A 25,378-nucleotide genomic window follows, 5' to 3' on the forward strand; every position below is an offset into this window, starting at 1 on the left:
TTTTGACTTGAAGGGCTACCGAATATCCATTAAGATACTTGCCTTTTAGTCAAAAATTTACCGTAAACAGTCATTAAACTAGAATTATAGGGATTATAAAGATGCGATCGCATTACCCAACCCAGTCGCCAAAAATACATCGTGCAGCGATTTGATGTCAGAAAAGCTTCACAGGAGAAATCAGCCTATGAGCATCGGACAAATTAACAGCCAGATTCGTTATGTCACAAACGCTGATGGTAAAACAACAGATGTACTTGTTCCTATAGAACTTTGGCAACAGCTGATGAGTTACATCAATCCTGATAGTGTTAGTGGTTTAGCTTTAATTGATGAACAAGAGCCAAAAGCGCAAATACTAGCCGATTTCCAAGAATCCTTACGACAAGCCGCAGCAGGGCAGACTTTCCCAGTTTCAGAGCTTTAGGTCGATAAAAGGAAAATACTTTAACGTAATCGTGAATGAACTTTGTAAAGCAAATAAAGGGACAGCAATCAACTATATTTTGAAATGTTTAGAAAATCTACATGGTTATCATTCGTCACCAAATGGTAGTGGTACTCGGCATGGACTTGATCTAAAAGAAGGAAAACCAATGACGCTTTCTGAAGATCGCTTATTCTATAATCTTATTCGTTCTTACTTACCGAGTATGAAAGTCTTCTAAATAATAATGATGTGTTAGACAATTTTTAACAATGACTAAATGTTCTGTACGATTTTACTATTTGGAGATAATTAAATATTTTGAAAAAATTAGTGCGGAACTGTAAGGCTAAACTTTTATAGTTGGTATTAAAAATTGTGTCGTCCTTTAAGACCCAACTCTCAATTACTCTCTGCGACTCTGCGCCTCTGCGTAAGATAAAAAAAAGGCGGACGACCGCCCACCCCTATAAAAATCAGGTGATATCAAAAACGATATGTTACAGGCTTACTTGGTCTTCTTTATCGTGCAGGAACCCAAGATATAATTAATTTTCCTAACGCCATTTCTAAATTGCATTTAACCACCTTAATTATACTTAAATAGGACTTACGCATTGACACAGTAGTAATATAATGCTGGCTTGAGATTGGTGTCGTCTACTCACAGGTATCGGAAAATTAGAGAAATCAGCAAACCCTCAACAGCACAATGTAATCTGGAACATTACACTCTATTTCTGCTATCAGAGCCAAAGCATGGGGGATGCAGCCGATTAGCAGAGATATTGGAAGATGTTTCAGATGATAGTGTAAATCGCTTTTTACTCAGAGAGAGATACACTCCCTATGATTTGTACAATAGGGTAAAGAGCATAATTAATTTGGTAGGAGGGATTTTAAGTGTTGACGATACGGTCATAGAGAAGCTTTACAGTGACCCAAAACATGCAGAATTAATAGGTTATTTTTGGTCAGGTAAATATCATAAAAGCATCAAGGGATTGAATTTAATCACACTATATTACAGTGATATTTATGAGAATTCAGTTCCAATTAATTACAGAATATATGACAAAAGGGAAGGTAAAACCAAGAACGACTATTTCCGCGAAATGGTAATTGAGGTAATAGCATGGGGTTTAAAACCAAGAGTCGTAACTGGGGATAGTTGGTACTCAGGAGTGGAGAACTTGAAATTTCTAAGAAACCAGAAATTGGGTTTTCTATTCGGGGTTGAGAAAAATAGAACTGTCTCGAATCAAGTAGGTAAATACAGCCAGATAAGCACTCTAGAGATTCCAGATGAAGGTTTAATCACTCATCTAAAAGAATTTGGATTTATTAAGTTGTTTAGGAAAGTCTTTAAAAAAGAAGACTCTAGACACTATATTTTATATTTACCTGATGAGCATAGGCTCCAACAAATATCGAGGAGTGAATTTATCACAATTCATGATACCCATTGGAAAATTGAAACATTTCATCGGGCAATCAAACAGGTCTGTGGAATCTGTCGATTTATGGTTAGAGATAGCCAAGCAATCAAGACTCACATATTTTGCTCACTTCAAGCATTTGTCAGATTGGAGCTAATGCGCTCTGAAAAAACAATTACCAATTGGTATGAAGTCCAAAGGAATTTATTTACAGAAGTCTTGCGCGAGTATATTTTGAACAACATCACTAGTGCAGGCATTTATTAAAGCCCGTAATTGATGCTTTTTGTCAATGCGTAAGTCCTAGTCCTATTAATTATGATGTCAAATATTTTTATATTTTGTCCAAAATTTCACTTAAAATAAAAAGTCAATTTACTGTAACAATATTTACATGCTGTTAGTATTTGTATCAGTAAATCTAAAATACTGGATTACAACAGATCAAAATGAACAAAAATGTATTTGCTCTCTTAACATCAAGTGTAATAGCCGTAACTGCGATCGCTGCTTCACCTCTCAAATCACAAGCACTGACCTTTGATTTTCAATTTAATCAATTCAATAATACTGTAACTCCTCCCATCGTAGGAACAGGAACGTTTAGCTTTAACGGTGATCCTGGAAATGGAACATTTGCACTTACATCTTTACCAAACTATAACTTCTCATTTAATTTCAATAATGGAAGCAGCTTTACAAACACAGATATTCGCACGCCACTGGCTAATGTTCTTGTAAGAATCCAAGATAATGGTAGTCGTTTCGTCAACTTCGGCGGTTCTGGTGGTGGCCCCTTCAGAGGGTCTCTTGATTTTACAAATGCCAGTGGCGGTTTATCCTTCCAACCCAATTTCGGAACACTGTATTTTACTACTAGAGGTGCTTTTGGAACTTATCAGGGGATAGTACCGGCAGATGTTACTCCTGTTCCTGAGCCAGGTAGCATCGTAGGTTTATTAGGTTTATCTTTGGGAGCGTTGATGGCCAATAATAAACGCAAGGTTAACCAAGCTTAAGAAAAGCCTAGCTCGCAGGATGTCGGGTTAACCTTGGGGAACGCTTGCAGCGAACAGGTAGTCGCGCGGAGTTTGTCTACATTCCTCAATCCAACTTACGGCTAAAATCTAATTATCAGCTAAAAAAAGGAGTCTAAATCTAGACTCCTTTTTGTTGGATATTTCCACTTGTTAATTCACTGTAAATATCAAGTAGATTTTCTCTAATTTGGGTTGAATTGCCGACTATTAGCCAAAAAAAAGAGTCTAAATTAGACTCTTAAAAAAACTTAAGGGCGGACATTTGCCCACCCATATAAACATTAGGTGATACCAAAAACGATCACTAAGCCTAAAACTGCGCCAAACACAATCAAGGCATAGAATTGAACGCGACCGTTTTCTAAATATTTCAGCCCTTCGCCACTAACCAGGGTGAAAAAGCCTGTTAAGTTGACAGCACCATCAACAACACGGAAGTCAACTTCCATGACTTGTCTAGCTACGCGACGTAAGCCGAGGACAAAAACACGATGGTAAATGTCATCAAAGTACCACTTGTTGAGGGATAGCTCATACAAGGGTTTGATTTTAGCAGCGATCGCCGCTGGGTCAATTTTCCCGCGCAAATACATCAAGGAAGCTAAGGTAATCCCAATCAAGGAAATCCCCACTGAAGCCCCCGCCATAATATAAAATTCGGTCGGGTCAAACTCGGCGGCTTTTTCGAGAACTTCGCTGAGAGTTTCGTTGGGTGAGTAAATAAATTCCTCAAAGTAATTGGCAAAGGGAGTTCCCACCAAACCAATCAAAATCGAAGGCACAGCCAACACTACTAATGGCAGGGTCATCGTCCACGGTGATTCATGGGGAGAATCGCTGTGATGACCATGAGAACCATGATGGTCTCCTGTGGCAGCTAGTTCACCGTGTTTCATTGCCCCAGGGCCAAAATTCGGGGCTGGTTCCGCAGCTTGTAATTCCAGAATGATTGTCGATGCTTTTTTTAGCTTGTCTTTGATTTTCTCGTCATTACCCCGGAATTTGCCTTCAAATGTCATGAAATACATTCTGAACATATAGAAAGCTGTAATCCCAGCAGTTAGCCAACCAATAATCCACAGAAATGGGTTGGCCTCAAATGCCTTGCCGAGAATTTCATCTTTTGACCAAAAGCCAGCAAAAGGAGGCATACCGGAAATTGCCAAGCAACCAATCAAGAAGGTTGTAGCTGTGACGGGCATATATTTCCGCAGTTTGCCCATCAGCCGCATATCTTGGGCTAAAGCGGGGTCATGACCAACAACTCCTTCCATACCGTGAATTACAGAACCGGAACCCAAGAACAGCATCGCCTTGAAGTAAGCGTGAGTCATCAGGTGGAATAAACCAGCACTGTAAGCACCTACTCCCATCGCCATCACCATGTAACCTAATTGGGAGATGGTGGAGTATGCCAAGCCTTTTTTGATGTCGTTTTGCGTAATCGCAATGGTTGCCCCTAAAAATGCCGTAAATGCCCCAGTAAAGGCAATGACGTTCATAGCAGCAGGAACGTGTTCAAAAACAGGGTACATCCGAGCAACCAGGAACACACCCGCAGCCACCATTGTTGCGGCGTGGATTAAGGCAGAAATGGGTGTCGGGCCTTCCATTGCGTCTGGTAGCCAGACATGGAGGGGAAATTGCGCCGATTTCGCCACTGGGCCGAGGAAGACTAAAATCGCAAACAGAACGGCAAGGAAATTGCTGATTGTCCCTGATTGCACTAGTTGAGCGAGGCGATCGCCCATGATATGAAAATCAAAGCTGCCGGTTGCCCAAAACAGTCCCAAAATACCGAGTAATAAACCAAAGTCACCGACGCGGTTGGTCACAAATGCTTTTTGACAGGCATCTGCCGCTGACTTGCGATCGTACCAGAAGCCGACCAGCAAGTAGGAACACATCCCCACCAGTTCCCAGAATATATAAATTTGCACTAGGTTGGGGCTGACCACCAGACCCAACATTGAGGAACCGAATAAGCTCAGATAAGCGTAAAACCTTACATATCCTGGGTCATGTGCCATGTAGCCATCGGTGTAAACCATGACTAGAAAGGCTACGGTTGTCACAATTACCAGCATGAGGGCGGTTAGATGGTCAATAGTGTAGCCCATGCTCAGGTGGAAATTTCCCGCTGCTGCCCATTCCAAGGTACGGAGATAAGTCGGGTGTCCTTGAATTTGACTCCACAGCAAGGCAAACGACAAACCCATCGCTGCTCCCATCAAGGAGATAATCAACACAGCGTTGAGTTGCCGCAGGCGGTTAGTCACCTGATTTATCGAAATTAATCCCAAACCGACCAGCATTGCCCCTAATAAAGGGAACACTGGAATCAGCCAGGCATATTCATAGATTGCTTCCATCACTGACGCGTAATTTTAGAATTCTTGACTAGCTTAGGACAGTTTTGCGGTGGCTGTCCTCCGCAAGCATCTGTCCAGGTCGGAACTGTTAATAATTGTGACACACACCCCTGATGATAAAATACCCCACCCAAGGGTAATTGGGTGGGGTAATTAAGCATGGTTTTAGATTTAGCCAAAAGTCCATAGTTAACAATCAAAATTATTATCTATTGACTATTGACTTATATTATGCTGTACGACATTCTAAATCTGCCTTTTGGGAATGGTTGTATGTTTTAGAACGGTTGGTGTAGGTGAGTTTGATTTCTTCTAACGCCAGACGTAAATCGTCTCTGCCACGAAAACCTTCTAGGCGATGTCGGATAATTCCGTTTTCTACTAAAAGTAAAGTAGGTAGTGACTTGAGACGATATGTGTTGGATAGTTTGAAGTTTTCATCAGCATTAACTCCCACCAATTTAATTTGCTCCCCACATTGAGATTTAAATTGCAACAATAAAGGGTGGATAATGCGGCATAAGCCGCACCAGGGTGCTTCAAAATTTACTAAAACAGGTACTGGAGATTCTAAAACTTCTTGAGTAAATGTCCGCTCACTAACCGACAACACCATGACGCCTCGAAAATTATAAGGTTTTAATATCAAACTAGCTATCAGCAGGGAGAATTGGCAACCTAGTCAGCACCTACCTATGAATAAGCATTCAGGATTAAGATGATTCAAAAATTTCTTCTGCTTTGATTTTAACTCTGATAAAAAAGCCAGCGCGATTGTCACAGTGGCATTTTGATTTTTTTAACTCCTGATTGCCTGTGTGATAGAGGGCGTTGAAAATACTGTGCCATTAAATTCTCAACCAAAGTATTTGATCAGCGACTTACCACTATATGAAGATCAAACTGGCTAAGTTTACCCCCACTGACTACTAGTTGATTTGATCCTACATTGATTTGGGAGCAATTGATAAGTGGAAGTTTCTATTGACTCAGATTTTTTGTTGATAGTGGGGATCAGCAAAAATCACCATCCTATCTTACTAGTTCCTATTATCAACAGTGGATGTGACCACCACAGCAGAGCTACAAAAATTACTACTCCTAAATAAGCCGGACGGGTAAATTCCTGCCATAAGATAGATTGACGACCATCAATAATTGCTTTAAAGGGAATGATGGAAGTTCTTTGTTTCACAAGTTCAAAAGCTTCGCCGTAACGTTGGGATAAACGGCGATCGCCATGCCAAACTCCAAATAAGTGATGTAATACCAATCCCAGAGATGTTACGAGGGTAAAGCTAGTTCCTAACCACAGACTATGGGCAATACACCAAATAACTTGTCCTACCATTTGGGGATGACGGGTAATTCGGATAATCCCTGTTTCGTACAGATGGACTTGGGGCTTTTGAATAGCCGCAATTTCTAGTAGATTGAAGGTGGCAGGATACAAAAACAAAAACGAAATTGCTGACAACACCCAAACGACAGCCTTTACCCCTGGTAATCCCTGTACCTGCCAAATTTGCCAGCCATCATAGCGGTGGTTAAAAAAGTAAATAATTAAGATGACAGCCAACGGTAAACTAACTAATGCAAATAAAATGCGATAAAGCCTTGCTCCTATGTGCTTCTCAGCCAATGGACGTAGAGCAGCCCCGCCACTGTGGGCGATCGCAAAAGCAAATTGTAACCCCAACATGACAAAATGACTGGGAGTAAACCAAGGATCGGGCATCGTAGACATGGGTGAAGTTATTTAAACAAAAGTTAATACAGTACAACCAATAACACAAAGTATTCAACAGGGGACTTGAGCAAAGATGCAATATTACTGTCTTTTTCGAGTCAAGTCTTCAAGTTTTAAGATGCAATAAATCATCTCTCACTTTTTAGTGATGAAATCGGATTTATTGCCAAAGTTGCTCCTTTCAAAGTTTGTGGGTTGAGCCTTATGTCTGACCTTCCTTTCACTTTAGATCAGTTACGTATCCTAAAAGCGATCGCTGTAGAAGGGAGCTTCAAGCGTGCTGCTGATAGTCTTTACGTCTCCCAACCTGCCGTTAGTTTGCAAGTGCAGAATCTGGAACGGCAACTAGATGTTCCCTTATTTGACCGTGGTGGCCGTCGCGCACAATTAACCGAAGCAGGGCATCTACTTTTAAGTTACGGCGAAAAAATCCTCAGTTTGTGTCAAGAAACCTGTCGCGCTATTGAAGATTTGCAAAATCTCCAAGGCGGTACATTAATTGTTGGCGCTTCTCAAACCACCGGGACTTATTTATTGCCCAGAATGATTGGGATGTTTCGCCAAAAATATCCCGATGTGGCAGTGCAATTGCACGTTCACTCGACTCGGCGAACTGCTTGGAGTGTAGCCAATGGACAAGTTGATTTAGCAATTATCGGTGGTGAAATTCCAGGTGAATTAGCAGAATCTTTGGAAATTATTCCTTATGCAGAAGATGAACTGGCACTGATTTTGCCAGTCTTTCATCCCTTTGCCAAACTTGAAACAATTCAAAAAGACGACCTATATAAATTACAATTCATCGCTTTAGATTCACAATCAACTATTCGCAAGGTCATCGATCAAGTACTAGCACGCTGTGAGATTGATACCAGACGTTTTAAGATAGAAATGGAACTCAACTCCATAGAAGCCATCAAAAATGCCGTGCAATCAGGCTTAGGGGCTGCCTTCGTTTCGACATCAGCGATCGCCAAAGAATTACAAATGGGTGTGCTACACTGCTCCCCCATTGAAGGAGTGATCGTTAAACGCACACTCTGGCTGATTTTTAATCCCAATCGGTATAGATCGAAAGCAGCAGAGGCATTTAGTCAAGAAATTTTGCCGCAGTTTGCTACTCCAGGATGGAACCAAGACCTGGTAAAATTATCAGAAAAAAAGCTAGTAGTTAATACATTAGATGTAGCAACGCCCAGTTCCTCTGACGAGGGCTGATACTTGTCAATAGTCAATAGTCACTAGTTAAAGGCTACAGGCTATTGACTACTAACTGTGGACTATTGACTCAAAACTAACATGGAAGCTTACTGCACCCGTCCACGCTGCCCCCGCCCGAAAAACTATTTTGCCGACCTAGATGAAGCGACAACCTTAAAAACAGCGCAGCAAAAATACTGCGCTACCTGCGGAATGCCACTCATCCTCGATGGTAGATACATGTCCACCAAATTGCTGGATCGGGGAGGATTTGCTTCCGCCTTTCTTGCACGTGATCGCCGTATTCCAGGAATTCGTGCCTGTGTAGTCAAACAGTTCCAACCTGCGGAAAACATCAGTGCCAATCAACTGCGAATCGCCCAACAACTATTTGAAAGAGAAGCAGATGTCCTCGCCGAAATTGGCAGAGAACACGAACAAATACCAGAACTATACGCTTTTTTTCAAATTACTGTTCCTGGCTTCAATCAGCCAAATCACGAAGAACAGTTTTTTTACTTAGTACAAGAATATATTGATGGGCTAAATCTTGAGGAAGAACTAACGCAAAAGGGGAAATTTTCTGAAGCAGAAATTTTATACATGTTGCAAGAAATCCTGACAGTACTCAAGTTTGTCCATGATAAAAGTATTATTCATCGAGATATCAAGCCTTCTAATATCATGCGCCGCCAGGATGGGAAACTATTTCTCTTGGATTTTGGTGCAGTTAAGCAAGTCACAAATGTCGCAACAGGTGCGGTTGCCGCATCCACAGGAATTTATTCAGCCGGATTTGCTCCCCCAGAACAGATGACTGGGAATCAAGTATTTCCCTGCACCGATTTATATGCTTTGGCTGTGACTGCTGTTACCTTGCTCACAGGCGAACCAGCCACACAGTTATTCGACCCATTAATTAACCAGTGGACATGGCGATCGCATGTGAATATTAACCCCCACCTAGCTGATGTTTTAGATAAAATGCTCTTGCCTGCGGTCAGTCAACGCTTTCAATCAGCAGAGGAGGTGCTAAAAGACCTTTTTCCCCAGTTCATACCCCCAACAACTCTGGGAAACACATCACCTCAACCCCAGGTAATACAGTCAAATTCCGCTTTTTCTACTAGGGAATTATTATCAGGGGCAGCTGTTAGCGGCTTTGAAAGTGCATTAATTGCGATCGCTCTATTTAGCCTCATCCCATTACCCATAATCGTTGTGATGATCACAATGGTGATTTTGGGTGTCATCATTTTTGCTCAAACTCGACGCTGGATTAAAACCACAAATTTGTTAATTGTTGCAGCAATTACCTTTGCGATCGTTCTTTTCATTCCTTCCTTGCAAGCAGGAATGGATATTCAACAAATAGTCATACTAGGACTTGCTGGCAGTTTGATAGCTATTGCCGTTACAACACTATTTCGGCTTATATATAAATTCTTATCTATGATGTTTTAAATAAAACTAATTACGTTTCTACCTGTCACCCGCAGCCAGTAATTTCAGGAATTAGATCGAGGTACTGTGTAGCATATTTCGTACCAAAATAATCGTATCTAGCGAATTAGAGTTTAACGAAACTTTAACCTAGAGTTACCCATAAAATGAGAAATTACTTTCAAGGTAAAAAAACCATACAACCAACTATGACGCAACAACATAGAACTAATGAAACTAAAGTTTTGGTTCTAACACTAGCAATCACCTTGGGACTAGTGGGTGGTTTGTTGTGGTGGTTTTCTCACAGCTATGGCATCAAAGCTGGTTATTTTAATAAAACACGGGTAGACACACCAAGTACTGATACTTTTTCCCAAGTACCCAATGTTCCCACAGGATTATTTAGTTACGGGGGTAGTACTACTTGGGCACCCATCCGTCAACAAGTAGATTCAGCAGTAAAAATTGTTTGGCCTAGATTTCAACTACGCTACACCGAGCCGATAGAAGCAGCACCCGGTTCTGGTACAGGAATTAAGATGCTACTAGGTAATCAGTTAGCATTTTCTCAGTCTTCCCGCGCCTTGAAACCAGAAGAAAACGAACAAGCAAAACAATTGGGATTTACAATCAAAGCTGTTCCAGTAGCAATTGACGGAATTGCGATCGCTGTTCACCCTAATCTCAATCTGTCTGGATTAACCCTCGCCCAGCTAAAAGATATCTACACAGGTAAAATTACTAATTGGGAGCAATTAGGCGGAACAAAGCTACCAATAACCCCATACTCTCGCCGTCCAGAAGACAGCGGAACTATCGAGTTTTTTGATGAGAACGTCCTAGGCGGAGAAAAATTTGGTAGCAATGTGCAATTTATTGATACTACAACTAATGCCTTAAAAGAAATAGCCAAAAACCCTGGTGCAATTTACTATGCCTCCGCACCAGAAGTAGTTGGACAGTGTAGCATCAAGGCTTTACCACTGGGGCGACAGCCAGACAAATTTGTTGAACCTTACAAAAAACCTTATATTTCCTTAGAAAAATGCCCGCAACAGCGTAACCAACTGAATACAGAAGCATTTCAAACTGGTGAATATCCCATCACCAGACGTTTATTTGTCATTGTGAAACAAAATGGACAAAGTGATCAGCAAGCCGGAGAAGCTTACGCAAATTTGCTGCTCACAAATCAAGGTCAAGAATTAATTGCTAAAGCCGGATTTGTCAGACTGCGCTAATCAAGATTGGCGATTTATAGCAATCCAAGCATAAATTAGGTCTATGTTGATTATTCAAAAGCTGAAAAATACTAAATTTAACGCCGTTTGCAACTTTTTTCTCAAACCGCGTAAATTTATGTTCAGTACTTTGCTACATACAGGCAAAATTGACAATTGGAGCCTAGGGTTAGGCTCCAATTATGTGAATCAACTGTATTTCCACTGCACCGCTGATAACAACAAGATAGACAATTGCACTGAAAAAGTCTTGGGTAATCAATACTTTCGACTCTAATTGTGAGTTTTTTTCAAGACCACCCAAACTTTAGATAAAGTTGGCTGATCTTTATTACTGGAATCTACTACGCTTTTGCCTTAAACAAGCATTATCTTTATGGTTCAATTTAGTTCCTGCTGTTGAAAGGCAAACAAGATAATTAATAAGTTCTCTACCAAGAACTATTATTTTTGCCTTGTGAATATCTTGTACAAGAAACAAACTTCACACAGAGGCTTTTTTATCTAGAAACTACCCGATTACGCACAATCTGTTTGTGGTGGTCAAACAGATTGGTCAAACACAACAGTAAGGAGGTGTTGCTGCGCCAACTTACTGATGACTGATCGGGGTCAAGTTCTAATAGATGCCGTGACAGGAACTCTAAAAGCGTCTTAGCTTGCTCTATTAATTGATTCTGCTGGCAAGCAAATGAGATTATCTCCTTGAGTGAGGATTAAACCTCTTTGACGCAATTTGCCCATTAAGCGGGTAACAGTTACACGAGTAGAGCCAATCGCGCTACCAATTTGGGCATGAGTTAGAGGGAAAGGCAAACAATAGCCTCGAATCACATCGGGATCAGTTTCACTCATCGCCGGTTCACCATATTCCTCAATCAATAATGTGAGGAATCCTAAAAGTCGGTCAATTGTGCGTCGTTGGCCTAAAGCACTCAGCCACAACAATTTACGTTGATGCTGATACCTAAAGGCATCCATAACTTCGCGCCGGAAGTGAGGCCAATTATCTAAATCGTGCCAGTACATCCATAACACCGCAGTTTGGTCAACGTGCGCGTATGCTTGGAGGGTGAATGGTGACTGAGCCACAATTTCAAATGGTTGTCCTGCTCCCACAAAACCCAAGAAGGCTTCTTCTGGAGTTCTGTTAATGCGTCGAGATGTTAGCTGACTGGCAGTAGCACTAACTTGAGCAGTACCTACCATACGGATCGCACCTCTTTGCACCAAATAAAGCAATCCAGGTCTAGCTGGAATGCGCTCATCTTTGCTAAAGGTGCGGCAACGATAGTGTTCTTGAGCCCAATCAAGAATACGTTGCCAAGTCAAAAAAGGGCGTGATGCCTCAGAAAAGGAGGATGGAGATTGCATAGGTAACAAAGAGCGTTCGGCTGAAGACAAAGACGTTATAAAACAAGGTGCAAGGAGTGTCTTTGTGTTGACGGGTAGGCTTAACGCCTAACAGCGCCAGCCATCCAAAGAGTAGAAAGCAATTTTGCCCCTACTCTTTTGTTATACTTCTTACTGTACAATGATGGTAGTAAAGTTTACTTACTATTCATAGAATATTTATTAAATTTTATGCTCTTCTCATTTTTCTTTATATATATAAAACTTATATCTAAAGAAAGATGACAAGCCAATGTTAGAGAAATAATCAAAAGATATTCTTATCGTATTTAGTGCAGAGTCAGTCAATAACCAGCAATTACTCGTCAATTAAGCAGCTACTATATGCTTTGTTGTTTAATACACTAAGTGAAACTACACAGGTAGAAAAAAAGCAATTCATAGAATTTAAAAAAAATCATCTATATAAAGATAGAGATAACAGCAAAATTTTGTATATCTCAGGAGTGGCACAGCAGTTATCAAAATCTCATAATTGCACCGCTATGGATATAGCCGATAGTATCAGATCTAAATTATCGGCGACCAGTGGTGACGTTTGTCAGGTCAAAATTGTTCCACCCGGTTGGATTTATTTAGAATTAACTCCTCCTTTTTTGGCAACTTGGTTACAACACCTGGTGATGGGATGCTTGGGACAAGACGGCAAGATGGGAACAGAAGAAATAAACTCAAAATTTAAAGACTACAACCCTGCAAATATTTTTGTTGTTCAATACTCCCATGCACGCTGTTGTTCATTAATATTGCTAGGTCATCGAGAGGGATTAATCAAACTGAGGGAACCTTTACCAGATAATCATCCTGCATTTGGGCAGCTATTACCTCAACAGCCAATACCTTGGTTGAATCATGACAAGCAACTTTGGCTCAATCTCTCAACTGAGAAAGATTTACTTGCTCAGTTAGTACAAGTAGTGGACAACTTGGTATGTGCGAGTACTAGTGATGCAATTAACTGGCAAAAAGCAGCTTTGAAGTTGAGTCAAGCGCTAGAAAGCTTCTGGTGTCAGTGCCGCATTTGGGGTGATGTAAAAATTTATTCACCTGAACTAGCTCAAGCTCGGTTAGGTTTGGTGATCATTACTCAACATTTGTTGAGATTTTTGCTAGTAGAAAAACTAGGAGTTACTGCTCCGTGGGAACTGTGAACTTTTATGGTTGCCTAAAACTCACAAATTCACAGGAGTTATCCTAATTCACCAAAATCTTGATACACATATAAAAACTGGCATGACTCAATAATTTATGGAAGTTATAAAGTTGAATTTTCCAGAAACAGCTACGCAATTTTGTTAGGAATAAGCGTGGTATTCAATCAGTAGTGTTTCTGACAAGAAATATAACAATTTTTATCATAGCTATTGACCCATGAAAGTAGTTCGACTATACTTTCAGTTGTGTGAGGAGCGAACCAGCAAGAACACCGAGACGAAACACGGCCAGTCGTCGGTGTTCTTTCTGATTTCATGATGTACAAAAGCTTAAATAGCAATCTTTAAGAGAGTAAAAATTTTTTGATGGCGATCGCGGCTCCATCTTTTTCTACACTAGGAGCTATCCACTGAGCGATAGCTTGCACGTTTTTTGGTGCATTACCCATCGCTACACCAATCCCAGCATATTCCAACATTTCTACATCATTAAAGTTATCACCAATAGCCATTACATTGTTTCTTTGTAAACCTAGAAGTTCTTCTGCAAAATAACGTACAGCCGCCCCTTTATTGACAGCAGGATTTGTAGCTTCAAAAAAGGTAGCAACAGAAGTTGTTAGGTAAAGTTCTGCGGGTGTGTACTGACGACGCAAATTTCCCAGTAACCGATCAATCGCTTCTGTGTCATCGCACAAAGCTAAAATTTTTGTTGGTTCATGTTCAATTAAGATTTGGCGCAAATCACCCACAGCAATTGGGGTAATTCCAGAGCGTTGTGCATAAATTTTGGTTTCTCTGGTTAACTCCCGCACATAAAGTTCATCATTGATGTAAAAGTGGATAGAAAGAAGCGATCGCCACTGGGGTTGTTCAAAATAGTCTAGTAGTTGGTATGCGATTTCTCCGGCTACAGGCAAGTGACGATGTATTTTCTGGTTGGTTGGGTCTTGAATCCAGGCTCCCTGATAAGCTGCTAATGGCAGGTTAGAGCCTACTTCTTGGTGGAAGCGTAAGGCGGAACGATACATCCGTCCAGTAGCAATTGCGACATGAATTCCTTTAGCTTGGGCTGCGGCGATCGCTTGTTTGACAGGTTTGCTTAAAGTATTGGATTTTCCGGCGATCGTGCCATCTATATCTAAAACTAGTAACTTAATGTCTTGTGTAAGTAGAGTCTGATCATCAGGTGATGCTAGATACATAAATTTTTAACCTATGAACTCCCAGTATGAGGTTAACAGGCATTGGCACAATCTGATTGATTAAAAGGGAACAGGAAAATTCCTACACTTAAAAGTAGATTTATACTCATCTCTAATTCTTCATCTCTTCCAGCATCGTTGCCGAGCTTGGTAAAAGTGCTGTAATTGTTTAACAAAATAAAAAACCCAGACTCATTGTCTAGGTTTTCCACAGTTAAATAAAAGATGATTCTGACAGTAATAATCGGCATGAAAAGCAGTCTAAGAGATGCACATCTTTGTAACTATGCAATGTGCTTTTTGGTCTTGAATTGGTAGTAGATTCAATCAGATGAGAAAAACCACCTATTTCAACCAATTAGTTAGACGCTTTGAGCCAACTTTTTTTGCGCTGTGACATTAAACCAATTCCTGCTACTAAGCCAAGACCAATTGCAGCAGAAGGTTCGGGTACAGATTTGGGGTCATAGTCGTATGTGACAGTCAAACCTGCGGAAGCGTATGTGTTAATTTGAGAGTCGAAATTGCCTGAACCTGTAACTCTGGAATTTGCTAATGCGTTGAAAGTAAAGTCTGCTGTTCCTTTACCGAGGAACTCTTGGAAAAATGAATCGCCGCTGGTGACTGTTCTTGTTTGTGTTAGAGTAGCACTCAGCCCATTAACTGTTCTGCCGGAAGCACCACCGAAATCGTTTATTCCATCAAATCTAGCGAGATTATAACTATAAGACTGGGTTGGAGCGACGTAGAATTGCAGTACACCTTTTGGTAGTTCCAAGCTCAACTCACCTGCAAGATTTACTGTAGCAAGAGTAGATCTACTGCTTCTGTTTTCAAAAGCTGCATCTCCTTTTAATTGACCGACAAAATCTATAGTTACACTTTTGAGAGTACCTAATTTTGAGTCAAATTTTTGGACGCTGATTATCTCGTCAATTATATCTGTCGCGTAGAAGCCATCAGCTGAAGCTGGTGCATCTGTAGGTTTATATTGAGCAGAATAAGAAAGTGAAGCTGCGTTTGCTGCGCCTGCGGTAACTACGATACCAGCTAAGGTAGTCGCTGCTGCTAGAGTTTGGAATAGTTTTGTTGTCATGGGAAATTGGGAAATTATCTTCTCAAACTGGATAAACGCAAGATTGCTACATTATTTCTAACTCGTAGTTTTTGGTTCTCGGCTTGCTAAATTTACCGAAATTTATGTGAAGCTTTGATTAGGAAAAAACTCGGATAAATCTAGCTTTGAGAACTATATATAAAGTTGTGTTAAGGTTGGCAAATTAGATGGAGCATTGGTAGAGCCTTGTTGGGTCATCAAAAAGTATCAGAATTTTTACCAAATCACAACTCTGTCAAAGCAGTAAATTTTTCTAATATATATATTTTTTTATACATATATCTATAATGAAGATGGATAGACAGCTAGTATGATGAACATAAGAAATAGTCTGCATCTTAAAAATTTAAAATTTATATAGGTGTAATTAAGCACTATCTATGGCATAAAAATAAGTTTTATTGTTTATGCAAGTATACAAAAGCGAGTACTGTAATGACTCAGCACTTGTCACTTTCATGCTATTGGTCGATTAACAATCGCCACAATAGTAGATAAAGGTACTTCAGCAAAATACTGTCGCTGAAATTGTTCTTCGCTGACTGCGGCCAAAAATTGAGTGACGGCTGCATCCGCTAGGTTGGCGGAAATTGTTTGGGGATTTTGGCTAATTTGTAAAGAACGGTCTTGTCTTGTGACGATAAATCCCCAATATTTTAAAGCTTTGATGCCTAACAGTAAGCTTTGGTTGCCTATGCTTAATTTTGCTAGTAGTTGTGTGCGGGTAACTAGTTGTTGTGTACGACTCAGATATTTAGCTATGCCAACTAGCGTCTGCCAAATTTCTTGGGGTGGTTGTAGGTGAGGTTTAGACCAAGCCAGGGCTAATTTTTGATGATTGTAAAGAGAACGTTGCCACCAAATGCGTACTTCATCCCAGCTAGTGGGGCATTCTTCTAGGATGAGTGGTGAGTGGGATGTGGGAAGTACTGAGTATTCTTGGTTGCGCCAGTCGAGGATTTGTGTTGAATATTGTTGATTGAGTTCTGAGTTAGCACTGGGGCGGACGGCGATTAATCTAATTTCGTAGCGTTTTTTGAAACTGTTGTAATCTAGCTCGACTATGCAATCAGATTTACCTATAGGTAATTCATCTTTATAGTGTCCCCACCACACACCAGGAAAAGGATTTTTAGTTGATTCATCCCGAATGTCAAAATCTGTTTTAATGTACTGTACTTTTTTTCCTTGCCAGTCTTGCTGATTGCGATGCCAAGCATTTTCAAACCAGCAGTTTTGGATGAGTAGTTTTGGGACTGGGTTTCCCATACCGCAAGGTTCTAGCAGTTTCAGTTCTAAAAATAATTCTTTGCCTAAGTCTGCTACGGTAACTTTTAAATCTGCTTGAACTGTAGGCATCAATTCTGTACTACCCAAAGATTGCCGCAACTGCTGATTAATTGCTTGGGTAAATAAAGGTATATTTTCTACTGGTAGACTCAAACCCGCAGCATAGGGATGTCCGCCAAAACGATGTAATAAATGTGCTTGGTCTTTGACTAGTTGATATAAATCAACAGAATTGATGGAACGGGCTGAACCACGAGCTAGTAAAAGTGCTGAGTGTTGAGTGTTGAGTGCTGAGTTAGAAGATAAAGGAGCTAATTCTTCCCCTGCTCCCCTGCTCCCCTGCTCCCCTGCTAATTCAGTGCTTAACAAAATTGTGGGACGGCCTGTTTCTTGGGCTACTTGTCCGGCGACTAAACCTAACACGCCGGCTGGCCATTGGGGATCTTCGAGAACGATGACGCTGGTAGTTGATAAATCTAATTGGGTGAGTTTTTGGGCTACTTGGGTTTGCACATCTTTTTGTAATGACTTGCGGCGAGTGTTGGCAAGTTCTGTCTCTTCAGCTAATTGATTGCAGTGTTTGGCATCACGGCTGGTCAATAATTCTACACAAAAACTCGCATCGCCTTGAATGCGGCTGACTGCGTTGATGCGCGGCCCTAAACCAAAGGAAATATCTGTGGGGCGATCGCCACTTTTTTGGCACAATTCTAATAATCGCCCTACACCTGGCCTGCGTCGCGCTGTTGGTGGTTGTTTAAAGTCTGTTTGTAAGCGTTGAATTCCCAATTGTGCTAAATACCGACAATCTCCCTTGAGTTGTACCAAGTCAGCAATTAACCCTACTGCGACTAAGTCTAATAAGTTTTCTAGTGCATCTTGCGGGATGTTGGGCAGAGTTTGATAAAGTGCTTCTACTAATTTGTAAGCAACTGCTACACCAGAAAGATGAAATAATGGATGTTCGCTTGGTAAATAACGGGGATTAATAATAGCTTTAACTGGTGGACGTTCTGCGGGTAAAGTGTGATGGTCTGTAACGATAACATCTATACCTAACTGTTTAGCATAAATAATTTCATCAATATTTGTGCTACCCGTATCACAAGTAACTATTAATTTAAATTTTTGTTTTGCTAAATTCTCGATTCCTGAATTATTCAGTCCGTGAGATTCTCTGAGGCGATTGGGAATGTAATAAGTTAAGTGGGTATGTTGCTGAAAAAATTGTCCTAAACCATCCCATAACACGGCGGTGGAAGTGATACCATCAGCATCAAAATCTCCCCAAATAGCAACTTTTTCACTAGTATTACGTGCTTGCTGTAATCTTTCTATTGCTAGGTGAATTTCTGCTCCAAATTCAAAAGGACTAGCAGGTTGATAGGTTTGATAGTTAACAAAAGCTGCTAGTTGTTGAATATCTTTGATACCTCTTTGCCACAATAATTGTGCGGCATATAATCCACTTGATGCAGGTATGTAAGGCTTTACTGCGGCAATAAACCAATCTGGTGGTTGTTCAGTTGGTGCTAAAAGCCACTGTGTTTGGTCATTAGTCATTTGTTATTTTTATTCTTCAGTTTTTATAGGTTCATTTACTAAAGGATTGAGGACTAATTCATTAGCAACACCGTCCGATTTTCGTGGACGAATTGTCGGACGCGATCGCCTGTAACCTGCTCTTTCTGCTTTTTGATGTTCGTAATCAATTAGTCTGCCATAATGCGGATGTTTACTTAAATTCATCGACAAGAAAATATGTTGCCGGATGTTACCAAATCCTTTACGATTAAAAAATTTCACTGCGGCTACATTGGTAGGATCAGTATCTACTAACATGAATCTTGCCCCATCTTCAATCATCCGAGCAACGACTTTATCAACTAATTTGTCTGCTACGCCTTGACGTTGATATTTAGGGTTAACGCCTAGCCACAAAATATAACCATAAGTCCAAGAGGCTTTAGTAATAATAGTTCCTAAAATAAATCCTGCTAGTTCTCCATTTGTTTCAGCTACTAAGCAATATTCTGGATCTGTATTATAAAGTCCAATTACTTCCCATTCATCCCAAGTACGGTATAGGTACGGATATAAATCGCTGGTAAATAATTCTTCGCCCAAATGGTATATAGGAGCGATATCATCAATTCCTAATTCACGAACATAAATTGAATCACTTTCGTCAAAGTTAGTCATAATTTAATAGTCAAAAACATGAGATTTTAAAAATATGCTAAATATAATGTATTTAGTTATATACCAAAGTGCTAATTGCTGACTCTAAACCTATATAGTAATTATTATTTAAAGAGAAATTTCTTGAATACTATCAATAGTTGGAAGTGGAGATGTTATTTTACCTTCAGTTGATGGTGTACGTTGACAACGAATAGCAAACTGACAGTAATCGCAAGCTTTACTACTTTCACTTATTTGCGGAAATGGTTGACCATTTTGATAAAGCTTTAGCCAATTAGACAGATAATTTAACAGTTCATTAAGGTCTTTTTCTGTTTGCTGATGTTGTCTATTATTATAAGTATATTTTATATTTTGTGGTCTGCCTTGAGACTGAACAAACCAGTAAGTCATAGAAATATTTTCTGGCAAATATTCGCTAGTTTCAGCTAACACGTACATATAAAGACGTGTTTGCCAATTTTGGGCTAATTTGCTTTTATCTGGTGGTTTTGGATAGGTTTTCCAGTCTAAAATTTGTGCTTGTTGGTTATTTGCAATTAATAAATCATAAATAACAGTTAGTAAATAATCTTGAAATTGTAGGGTGCGGTAGTGTTCACTGTCCCGAAAGGTTTTATTATCTCTTAGAGGTGTGACAATTTCTGGTGCAGCATTGGCAAAAGCAGACATCCAGCTTTGCAGTTGCGGGTCTGCTTGTAATAAACTATCAATTGGTAAACCTATTTCTTGTTGCTGCATTAGCAAGTGAAAGCGGCTACCTAAAGTTTGTCTTTCTTCGTGTTCTGGATCTGAGGGAGAATTGAGTTGTTCTAAATAGGTATGCTGAAACTGACGGGGACAACGTTCTAGTAAGTTGAGTTGTCCTTGAGATAGTCGTAATAAATTAGTAGAATTTGATAGCATGATTCTAGTTTAAATTTAGAAGCGATCGCTCAGAGTAATTATTTCTCATTTGTAATAATTTTTATTTTGAGGATTATTTTGTTTATCTCAGATAAACTATAAGTCATTTCTCAGATTATTCTTTATAATCCAATTTTCGTCTAAATTCTGCAAAATGCTCTGCAAAAATAAATTTTGCATATATATGTTTTGGACTAACTGGACAATAAATGCCAGGCTGTGATTGATATTTTGTGATTAAAGTTTTATCTTCATAACCAATTATGATTAATTCAGAACCGCATACTGCACATAAAATTCGACCTCCATTTGTATAAATATCAAGAGCTTTTTGTAAGTTGTCACACTTACTATCATAAATAAAATTTTCTCTATTCATTACTATTCAAAACTTTAACTTAAAGCTTCACTCAACAAATCGCGGTGCGTCAAGGAACGATCTATTAAAGATTGAATTTGTGCTGATAAAAGTGGCTCACCATTTGCATAATGTTCCAGCCAAATTTTACTAATAATATTTGCATCATCTGGTAAATTATCTAAATCCCATCCAGGCATCGCTAAATCTTCCATCAAACGATTAACTTTGGGATCATAACTGAGGGCAAAACAGCGACAACCTTCAGCAGCAGCCATAATTAAACTGTGTAATCGCATTCCAATTGCCATTTCAACACCACGATATACACCTTTTAAAAGTTGTGGATCTTCCAGACATAAAATTTGACTAACATCTGCAAGATGAGGTTGAATGGCTTGGGCAATGCCTAAATCTTCACTTTTTTGAAATGGCAGCAGTAAAATAAATGCTTGGGTAGCTGTTTGAAAATCCACTAATGCTTTTGTGAGTTTAGCTAGGCGTTTTGCTGTCAATTGAGGATGCGATCGCAATGTTACAGCAACTCTTGGCGCAGGTAAATCTGCTAATCCTGGTACTGGTTTTCCTTGTAACGCCCAAACCGGGTCAGGTGCAATGATATGGGGAATTTGCCAATCTGATAATAAAGCAGCACTGGCGCGATCGCGCACACTAATTTTGGTACAACCAGCAAAGTTGTGTTTTGCTAACCAACGAGTTTGCGGACGCACCAAAGGGCCAATACCTTGCGCCCAAGCAATGGTTTTCAAATTCATTGTTTGCGCCAATGTCATCAATCCCCCATAATACAGAGGGCTAATGGTACTGGTGACATCTTGAATTAAACTACCACCACCCCAAATAAAAGCATCACAAGAACGTAAAGCTTGCAGTACAGGTAGCATAGCCATACGGTTGTGAGTTTCTACATTGTAGCGATCGCGCGTTTCTTTTGGATTGCCAGAAAGCACCACAGGCGTGACATGAGATGGCAACATTTGTAGAAGCGTCGCCAGTAAAGCTTCATCACCACCATTACCTTTACCGTAATAACCAGACAATAACGCCCGCATAGTTCCCATATTGAGAGTTTGGATTTTAGAATATCAACTTTTTCCTAGTAGTTCATAGAAAGTCAGCCATCTTGTCGACAAAAGATGAATTTCCTTGTGGGAAGATGAACTGAAGGGAGAATCAGAGGACGATTAACTCTTGACTTTTGACCCTTGACTTTTGACTTTTAACTTTCCTATGCACGTCCTATCAATTCCCACTTGGATTATTCATATTTCTAGCGTTATTGAGTGGATTGCCGCGATTTGGTTAATCTGGACTTACGGCGAACTCACTGGTAATCGTAGTTGGTGGGGATTGTCCCTGGCTATGTTACCAGCTTTAGTTAGTGCTATGTGTGCTTGTACTTGGCATTATTTTGACAATGCAGACTCTTTAGAATGGCTGGTAACGCTACAAGCTACCATGACCTTAGTTGGTAATTTTACCCTGTGGGCAGCTGCGGTGTGGATTTGGCGTTCCACCAAGTCTGTCAAAAATCCCACTGATACTATTGCAGTTCCATCTATTAAATCAGAACCATGATCTCGAAAGAAACCCTATTTGCCCTTTCTCTATTTCCCTATTTGGGTTTCTTGTGGTTTATTAGCCGTAGTCAGCAAATGCCACGTTTAGCACTATATGGATTTTACGGCACACTTGTATTTGTGGGCGTGACCATTCCGGTAGGTATTTACGCTAAGGTTCATTATGGAGAAACTTTAGCAAATGTAGATTGGCTACACGGTGGTGCGGAAGTATTTTTAACCCTAGCTAACATCTTGCTTGTAATTGGTTTTCGCCAAGCTGTTAAGGAATTAAAAGGCAAGAGGCAGGAGGCAGGAGGCAGGAGGCAGGAGTAGATACTATGGTTTCGACTTTTGAACTCGAAATTTCAACCTCAGAACTCGAAACTTCAACCTCACAACCCGAAACTTCAACCTCACAACCCGAAACTTCAACCTCAGAACTCGAAACTTCGACCTTTGAACTCGAAACTTCGACCTTTGAACTCGAAACTTTGACCTTTGAACTCGAAACTTCGACCTTTGAATTCGAAACTTTGACCTTTGAACTCGAAACTTCGACCTTTGAACTCAAAACTTCAACCTCAGAACTCGAAACTTCGACCTTTGAACTTGGAACTTCAACCTCAGAACCCGAAACTTCACACTTTTTTCCCTACTCCCTATTTTTTTAAAGGAAAGTTAAATGGACGTAATTCCAGCAATTGATTTACTTGAAGGTCGTTGTGTGCGACTGTATCAAGGAGACTATGAAAAATCGCAAGTTTTTAGCGAAAATCCTGTTGATGTTGCTCAACAATGGGTAGATCAAGGTGCAACTCGATTGCACTTAGTAGATTTAGATGGAGCCAAAGCAGGTAAAGTAGTAAACTTGAAAGCAATTGAAGCGATCGCTCAAGCAATATCAGTACCGATTGAAGTTGGTGGTGGATTGCGCGATCGTTCTAGCGTGCAGCAAGTGTTTAACTTGGGTGTACAATGGGCAATTCTGGGAACTGTCGCTGTTGAACAACCCCAGCTAGTCCAAGAACTTTGTCAAGAATTTCCTCAACAAATAATTATCGGCATTGATGCGCGTAATGGTAAAGTAGCAACTCGCGGCTGGTTAGAAACCTCAGAAGTTTTAGCCACCCAACTAGCGGTGCGAATGCAAGAATTAGGTGCAGCAGCCATTATCTACACCGATATTCATCGCGATGGAACTCTCAGTGGCCCCAACATCGAAGCATTACGCGAACTTACCAATGCTATTTCTATTCCGGTAATTGCTTCTGGCGGTGTGAGTTCTGTGACTGATTTGTTGAGTTTGTTAGCCTTAGAAGCGCAAGGTGTCACAGGTGCAATTGTGGGACGCGCTTTGTACACTGGCGATATTTTACTCCCAGAAGCACTGCGAGCGATCGGGCCAGGACGCATTCAGGACGTACCCCCAAACCTGGACTTTTCCTCCTTCGCCTAAAAATAGCTTGATTCAAAATTGCGGCTAGACAAACTCAGGTTATGTCTGTTTAGCCGTATGTAATTTCCGGAATAGCTATTTACACTGTTGTAGTTCAAGTAGTAAAGATTCTACCAACAGTGAGATTATTCTTATGACTCGTCAAAAACCACTTAATAACGGTAAACCAAGGAAAACAGAACCTGGTGCTATTCAGTCTATCGGGAAAATTGACAGAATTAATCAACAGAAATCTAACAAACTTGATAAACCAGAATAATCTAGTATAAAACTAACGTAACTAATTATAGTAATCACAGGTAATAAGACTTTTAATTTTTACAATATTGGGTTTCTTCTCGACAAAGAGACGTGATTATAATCACGTCTCTTTTTTATTTTTGTATGTAAATTTTTTAACTAATTTCTGGATTCAGTAATATCCTTGTTGTATGTAAACTTATCGTTAATTTCCGTAGTCTTATGTCTAATCAAAAATCAAACGCTAACCCACAACCCAATAAAAAATCTAATGAAGCTATTCCTCCCCGCAAAAAACCTCTGAACAATGGTAAACCAAATAAAACAGATCCCTAATTATCATTAAAAACTCATAATAAATTAGGCTTAAATAATAGAGACGTAATTAATATTACGTCTCTAAATTATTTTATTTGTATCCTAACTATTTATTTTTTACCTGGCTTTTTGCCTGTTCTAAAGCTATCTCCTTAATAGCCTGATAAGAATTGACATTTGCAGTGCCTTCAATAGCCTTAACTGCCAAATCTTGAACTTGTTTCAAAGCCGAGTCTAACTGTTTAGAAAGATTCTGAATACGTGTTTCTTGATTGTTGATAGTTTGTTCTAGAGATTGTAACCTCTGCTCATAAAAACGCTTTTGTCCTTCTACTTCTTTCGCATATAAATCTGATTTTACTTTCGCCTGATAATGAGCAATACCCTTACCTTCTTCTGTAGCTTTTTTTAAGGCTGCTTCTTTATCTTTCGGGAATGCTTCTACCTTAGATTTGGCTTCTGCAAATTGCGTTTCTCGTTCTACAATTTGTTTTTCACGTTCATTCCATTGTTTTTCTGTAGCTTGTTGAAATTCTTCTAACTGCTTGTATAAAGTTTTTTGCACTTGTTCATATTCATCAGATTCCAATTTGCGTTGCAGTTCTAAATCATATTTATACCCTGCTGTATCTCGTTGTCTGGTTTTATTTAAACTATCATTGCGTTCTTTAATTGACTGCTTATATTCTTCTTGTTCTTTTTGCCAAGCAATACGTTGCTCAAGTATATCTTGTGATAAGACTTCATAACGTTGACTATATTCTTCCTGATATGCCTTAGAATTATCTTCATAGGCTGTAATCAAAATATCTAATGTATCCTCTGCAACTTCTAAGTTATGTAGTTGTTTTAACGCTGTAATTTCAGTTTCTACAGATTGCCTAATTTCTCCTAATTTAGAAGCTTGTGTGGTTAACTGTTCTGATAGCTCATTTGCCGCACTACCGAAGCCTAATTGAATTTTAGCTAAACTTTCAATTGTGAAATTCATCTTCTGTTGGATAGTTGCTGGCTCAGTCATAATTGTATTTTGTTCTACTTTTGGCTTTTCTATATCTACATCGACATTTCGATTAGCTTTTGTAGCTTGATTTAGTTGGGTTTTTAGTCCTGAAGCTTCCTTTGTCAACTCTTCATAGGCTTGCAAAATTTCTGCTTTTGTATTCTTATCTGTGAGTTTTTTACTAGCCATTATAAACCTCCTATTATTCGCAACTA

General features: G+C 39.7%; 24 protein-coding genes. 12 read left to right on the forward strand and 12 right to left on the reverse strand.

Going from position 1 to position 25,378, the window contains the following annotated elements; all coding sequences use genetic code 11:
- The first annotated feature begins 187 nt into the window (after positions 1 to 187).
- From AC504W_RS13210 to AC504W_RS13220, 3 genes are all read left to right on the forward strand, one after another.
- Positions 188 to 427 carry a hypothetical protein gene (locus AC504W_RS13210; RefSeq protein ID WP_494878197.1) on the forward strand — a complete coding sequence of 80 codons (240 nt, stop codon included), beginning with the start codon at positions 188 to 190 and terminating at the stop codon, positions 425 to 427.
- Between the two features lie 680 nt (positions 428 to 1,107).
- Complete coding sequence (locus AC504W_RS13215; protein ID WP_494878555.1) at positions 1,108 to 2,133, forward strand: IS701 family transposase; 1,026 nt, start codon at positions 1,108 to 1,110, stop codon at positions 2,131 to 2,133.
- A gap of 182 nt (positions 2,134 to 2,315) precedes the next feature.
- Positions 2,316 to 2,885 (forward strand): PEP-CTERM sorting domain-containing protein, encoded by a 570-nt coding sequence (locus AC504W_RS13220; RefSeq protein WP_494878198.1) that lies wholly within the window; start codon positions 2,316 to 2,318, stop codon positions 2,883 to 2,885.
- Between the two features lie 302 nt (positions 2,886 to 3,187).
- Here AC504W_RS13220 and AC504W_RS13225 read toward each other — a convergent pair whose 3' ends face one another.
- The 3 genes from AC504W_RS13225 to AC504W_RS13235 all read right to left on the reverse strand — a co-directional run bounded on the left by AC504W_RS13225 (position 3,188) and on the right by AC504W_RS13235 (position 7,016).
- Entirely contained in the window at positions 3,188 to 5,278 is a 2,091-nt protein-coding gene (locus AC504W_RS13225) for an NAD(P)H-quinone oxidoreductase subunit 5 (protein ID WP_103125375.1), read from the reverse strand.
- A gap of 229 nt (positions 5,279 to 5,507) precedes the next feature.
- Positions 5,508 to 5,894 (reverse strand): thioredoxin family protein, encoded by a 387-nt coding sequence (locus AC504W_RS13230; RefSeq protein WP_494878200.1) that lies wholly within the window; start codon positions 5,892 to 5,894, stop codon positions 5,508 to 5,510.
- Between the two features lie 408 nt (positions 5,895 to 6,302).
- Entirely contained in the window at positions 6,303 to 7,016 is a 714-nt protein-coding gene (locus tag AC504W_RS13235) for an NnrU family protein (RefSeq protein WP_494878642.1), read from the reverse strand.
- 216 nt (positions 7,017 to 7,232) lie between these two features.
- Between AC504W_RS13235 and AC504W_RS13240 the strand changes: the two genes are divergently transcribed.
- The 3 genes from AC504W_RS13240 (at position 7,233) to AC504W_RS13250 (ending at position 10,915) form a co-directional block, all read left to right on the forward strand.
- Positions 7,233 to 8,246, forward strand: a complete 1,014-nt coding sequence (locus AC504W_RS13240) for a LysR family transcriptional regulator (RefSeq protein ID WP_494878202.1) — start codon at positions 7,233 to 7,235, stop codon at positions 8,244 to 8,246.
- Between the two features lie 81 nt (positions 8,247 to 8,327).
- Complete coding sequence (locus AC504W_RS13245; protein WP_494879648.1) at positions 8,328 to 9,692, forward strand: protein kinase domain-containing protein; 1,365 nt, start codon at positions 8,328 to 8,330, stop codon at positions 9,690 to 9,692.
- 188 nt (positions 9,693 to 9,880) lie between these two features.
- Positions 9,881 to 10,915: a PstS family phosphate ABC transporter substrate-binding protein gene (locus AC504W_RS13250; protein WP_494878205.1), complete on the forward strand. Its 1,035-nt coding sequence runs from the start codon at positions 9,881 to 9,883 to the stop codon at positions 10,913 to 10,915.
- Between the two features lie 654 nt (positions 10,916 to 11,569).
- Here AC504W_RS13250 and AC504W_RS13255 read toward each other — a convergent pair.
- Positions 11,570 to 12,289, reverse strand: a complete 720-nt coding sequence (locus tag AC504W_RS13255) for a Crp/Fnr family transcriptional regulator (RefSeq protein WP_015114387.1) — start codon at positions 12,287 to 12,289, stop codon at positions 11,570 to 11,572.
- 524 nt (positions 12,290 to 12,813) lie between these two features.
- Here AC504W_RS13255 and AC504W_RS13260 point away from each other — a divergent pair.
- Positions 12,814 to 13,479: a DALR anticodon-binding domain-containing protein gene (locus AC504W_RS13260; protein ID WP_494878206.1), complete on the forward strand. Its 666-nt coding sequence runs from the start codon at positions 12,814 to 12,816 to the stop codon at positions 13,477 to 13,479.
- 347 nt (positions 13,480 to 13,826) lie between these two features.
- Here AC504W_RS13260 and AC504W_RS13265 read toward each other — a convergent pair whose 3' ends face one another.
- The 7 genes from AC504W_RS13265 to csaB form a co-directional block, all read right to left on the reverse strand.
- Positions 13,827 to 14,687 (reverse strand): Cof-type HAD-IIB family hydrolase, encoded by an 861-nt coding sequence (locus tag AC504W_RS13265; protein ID WP_494878207.1) that lies wholly within the window; start codon positions 14,685 to 14,687, stop codon positions 13,827 to 13,829.
- Between the two features lie 358 nt (positions 14,688 to 15,045).
- Complete coding sequence (locus AC504W_RS13270; protein WP_494878209.1) at positions 15,046 to 15,783, reverse strand: choice-of-anchor E domain-containing protein; 738 nt, start codon at positions 15,781 to 15,783, stop codon at positions 15,046 to 15,048.
- A 477-nt stretch (positions 15,784 to 16,260) separates the two neighbouring features.
- Positions 16,261 to 18,657, reverse strand: coding sequence for a single-stranded-DNA-specific exonuclease RecJ (locus AC504W_RS13275; RefSeq protein ID WP_494878211.1), 2,397 nt, complete (start codon positions 18,655 to 18,657; stop codon positions 16,261 to 16,263).
- A 9-nt stretch (positions 18,658 to 18,666) separates the two neighbouring features.
- Positions 18,667 to 19,296, reverse strand: coding sequence for a GNAT family N-acetyltransferase (locus AC504W_RS13280; protein ID WP_096576858.1), 630 nt, complete (start codon positions 19,294 to 19,296; stop codon positions 18,667 to 18,669).
- A gap of 108 nt (positions 19,297 to 19,404) precedes the next feature.
- Entirely contained in the window at positions 19,405 to 20,205 is an 801-nt protein-coding gene (locus AC504W_RS13285; protein ID WP_494878213.1) for a PD-(D/E)XK nuclease family protein, read from the reverse strand.
- A gap of 115 nt (positions 20,206 to 20,320) precedes the next feature.
- Positions 20,321 to 20,584: a hypothetical protein gene (locus tag AC504W_RS13290; protein ID WP_494878214.1), complete on the reverse strand. Its 264-nt coding sequence runs from the start codon at positions 20,582 to 20,584 to the stop codon at positions 20,321 to 20,323.
- 14 nt (positions 20,585 to 20,598) lie between these two features.
- Complete coding sequence (gene csaB / locus AC504W_RS13295; protein WP_494878643.1) at positions 20,599 to 21,636, reverse strand: polysaccharide pyruvyl transferase CsaB; 1,038 nt, start codon at positions 21,634 to 21,636, stop codon at positions 20,599 to 20,601.
- Between the two features lie 178 nt (positions 21,637 to 21,814).
- Here csaB and AC504W_RS13300 point away from each other — a divergent pair, with 178 nt between their 5' ends.
- From AC504W_RS13300 to AC504W_RS13320, 5 genes are all read left to right on the forward strand, one after another.
- Complete coding sequence (locus AC504W_RS13300) at positions 21,815 to 22,162, forward strand: DUF2499 domain-containing protein (RefSeq protein WP_096576864.1); 348 nt, start codon at positions 21,815 to 21,817, stop codon at positions 22,160 to 22,162.
- A complete protein-coding gene (locus tag AC504W_RS13305) occupies positions 22,159 to 22,479 on the forward strand; it encodes a DUF3593 domain-containing protein (protein ID WP_096576866.1) in 321 nt (106 codons plus the stop codon). The genes AC504W_RS13300 and AC504W_RS13305 overlap by 4 nt, the downstream gene beginning before the upstream one ends.
- Before the next feature lie 5 nt (positions 22,480 to 22,484).
- Complete coding sequence (locus AC504W_RS13310; RefSeq protein WP_494878216.1) at positions 22,485 to 22,817, forward strand: hypothetical protein; 333 nt, start codon at positions 22,485 to 22,487, stop codon at positions 22,815 to 22,817.
- An 11-nt stretch (positions 22,818 to 22,828) separates the two neighbouring features.
- On the forward strand, positions 22,829 to 23,602 hold the full coding sequence (hisA, locus tag AC504W_RS13315; protein WP_103125383.1) for a 1-(5-phosphoribosyl)-5-[(5-phosphoribosylamino)methylideneamino]imidazole-4-carboxamide isomerase: 774 nt from the start codon (positions 22,829 to 22,831) through the stop codon (positions 23,600 to 23,602).
- A gap of 133 nt (positions 23,603 to 23,735) precedes the next feature.
- Positions 23,736 to 23,861 carry a hypothetical protein gene (locus tag AC504W_RS13320; protein ID WP_494878217.1) on the forward strand — a complete coding sequence of 42 codons (126 nt, stop codon included), beginning with the start codon at positions 23,736 to 23,738 and terminating at the stop codon, positions 23,859 to 23,861.
- Positions 23,862 to 24,266: 405 nt separating this feature from the next.
- Here AC504W_RS13320 and AC504W_RS13325 read toward each other — a convergent pair whose 3' ends face one another.
- Positions 24,267 to 25,352, reverse strand: coding sequence for a hypothetical protein (locus AC504W_RS13325; RefSeq protein WP_494878218.1), 1,086 nt, complete (start codon positions 25,350 to 25,352; stop codon positions 24,267 to 24,269).
- Positions 25,353 to 25,378: the final 26 nt, after the last annotated feature.

This window comes from Nostoc sp. C96, assembly GCF_059384975.1.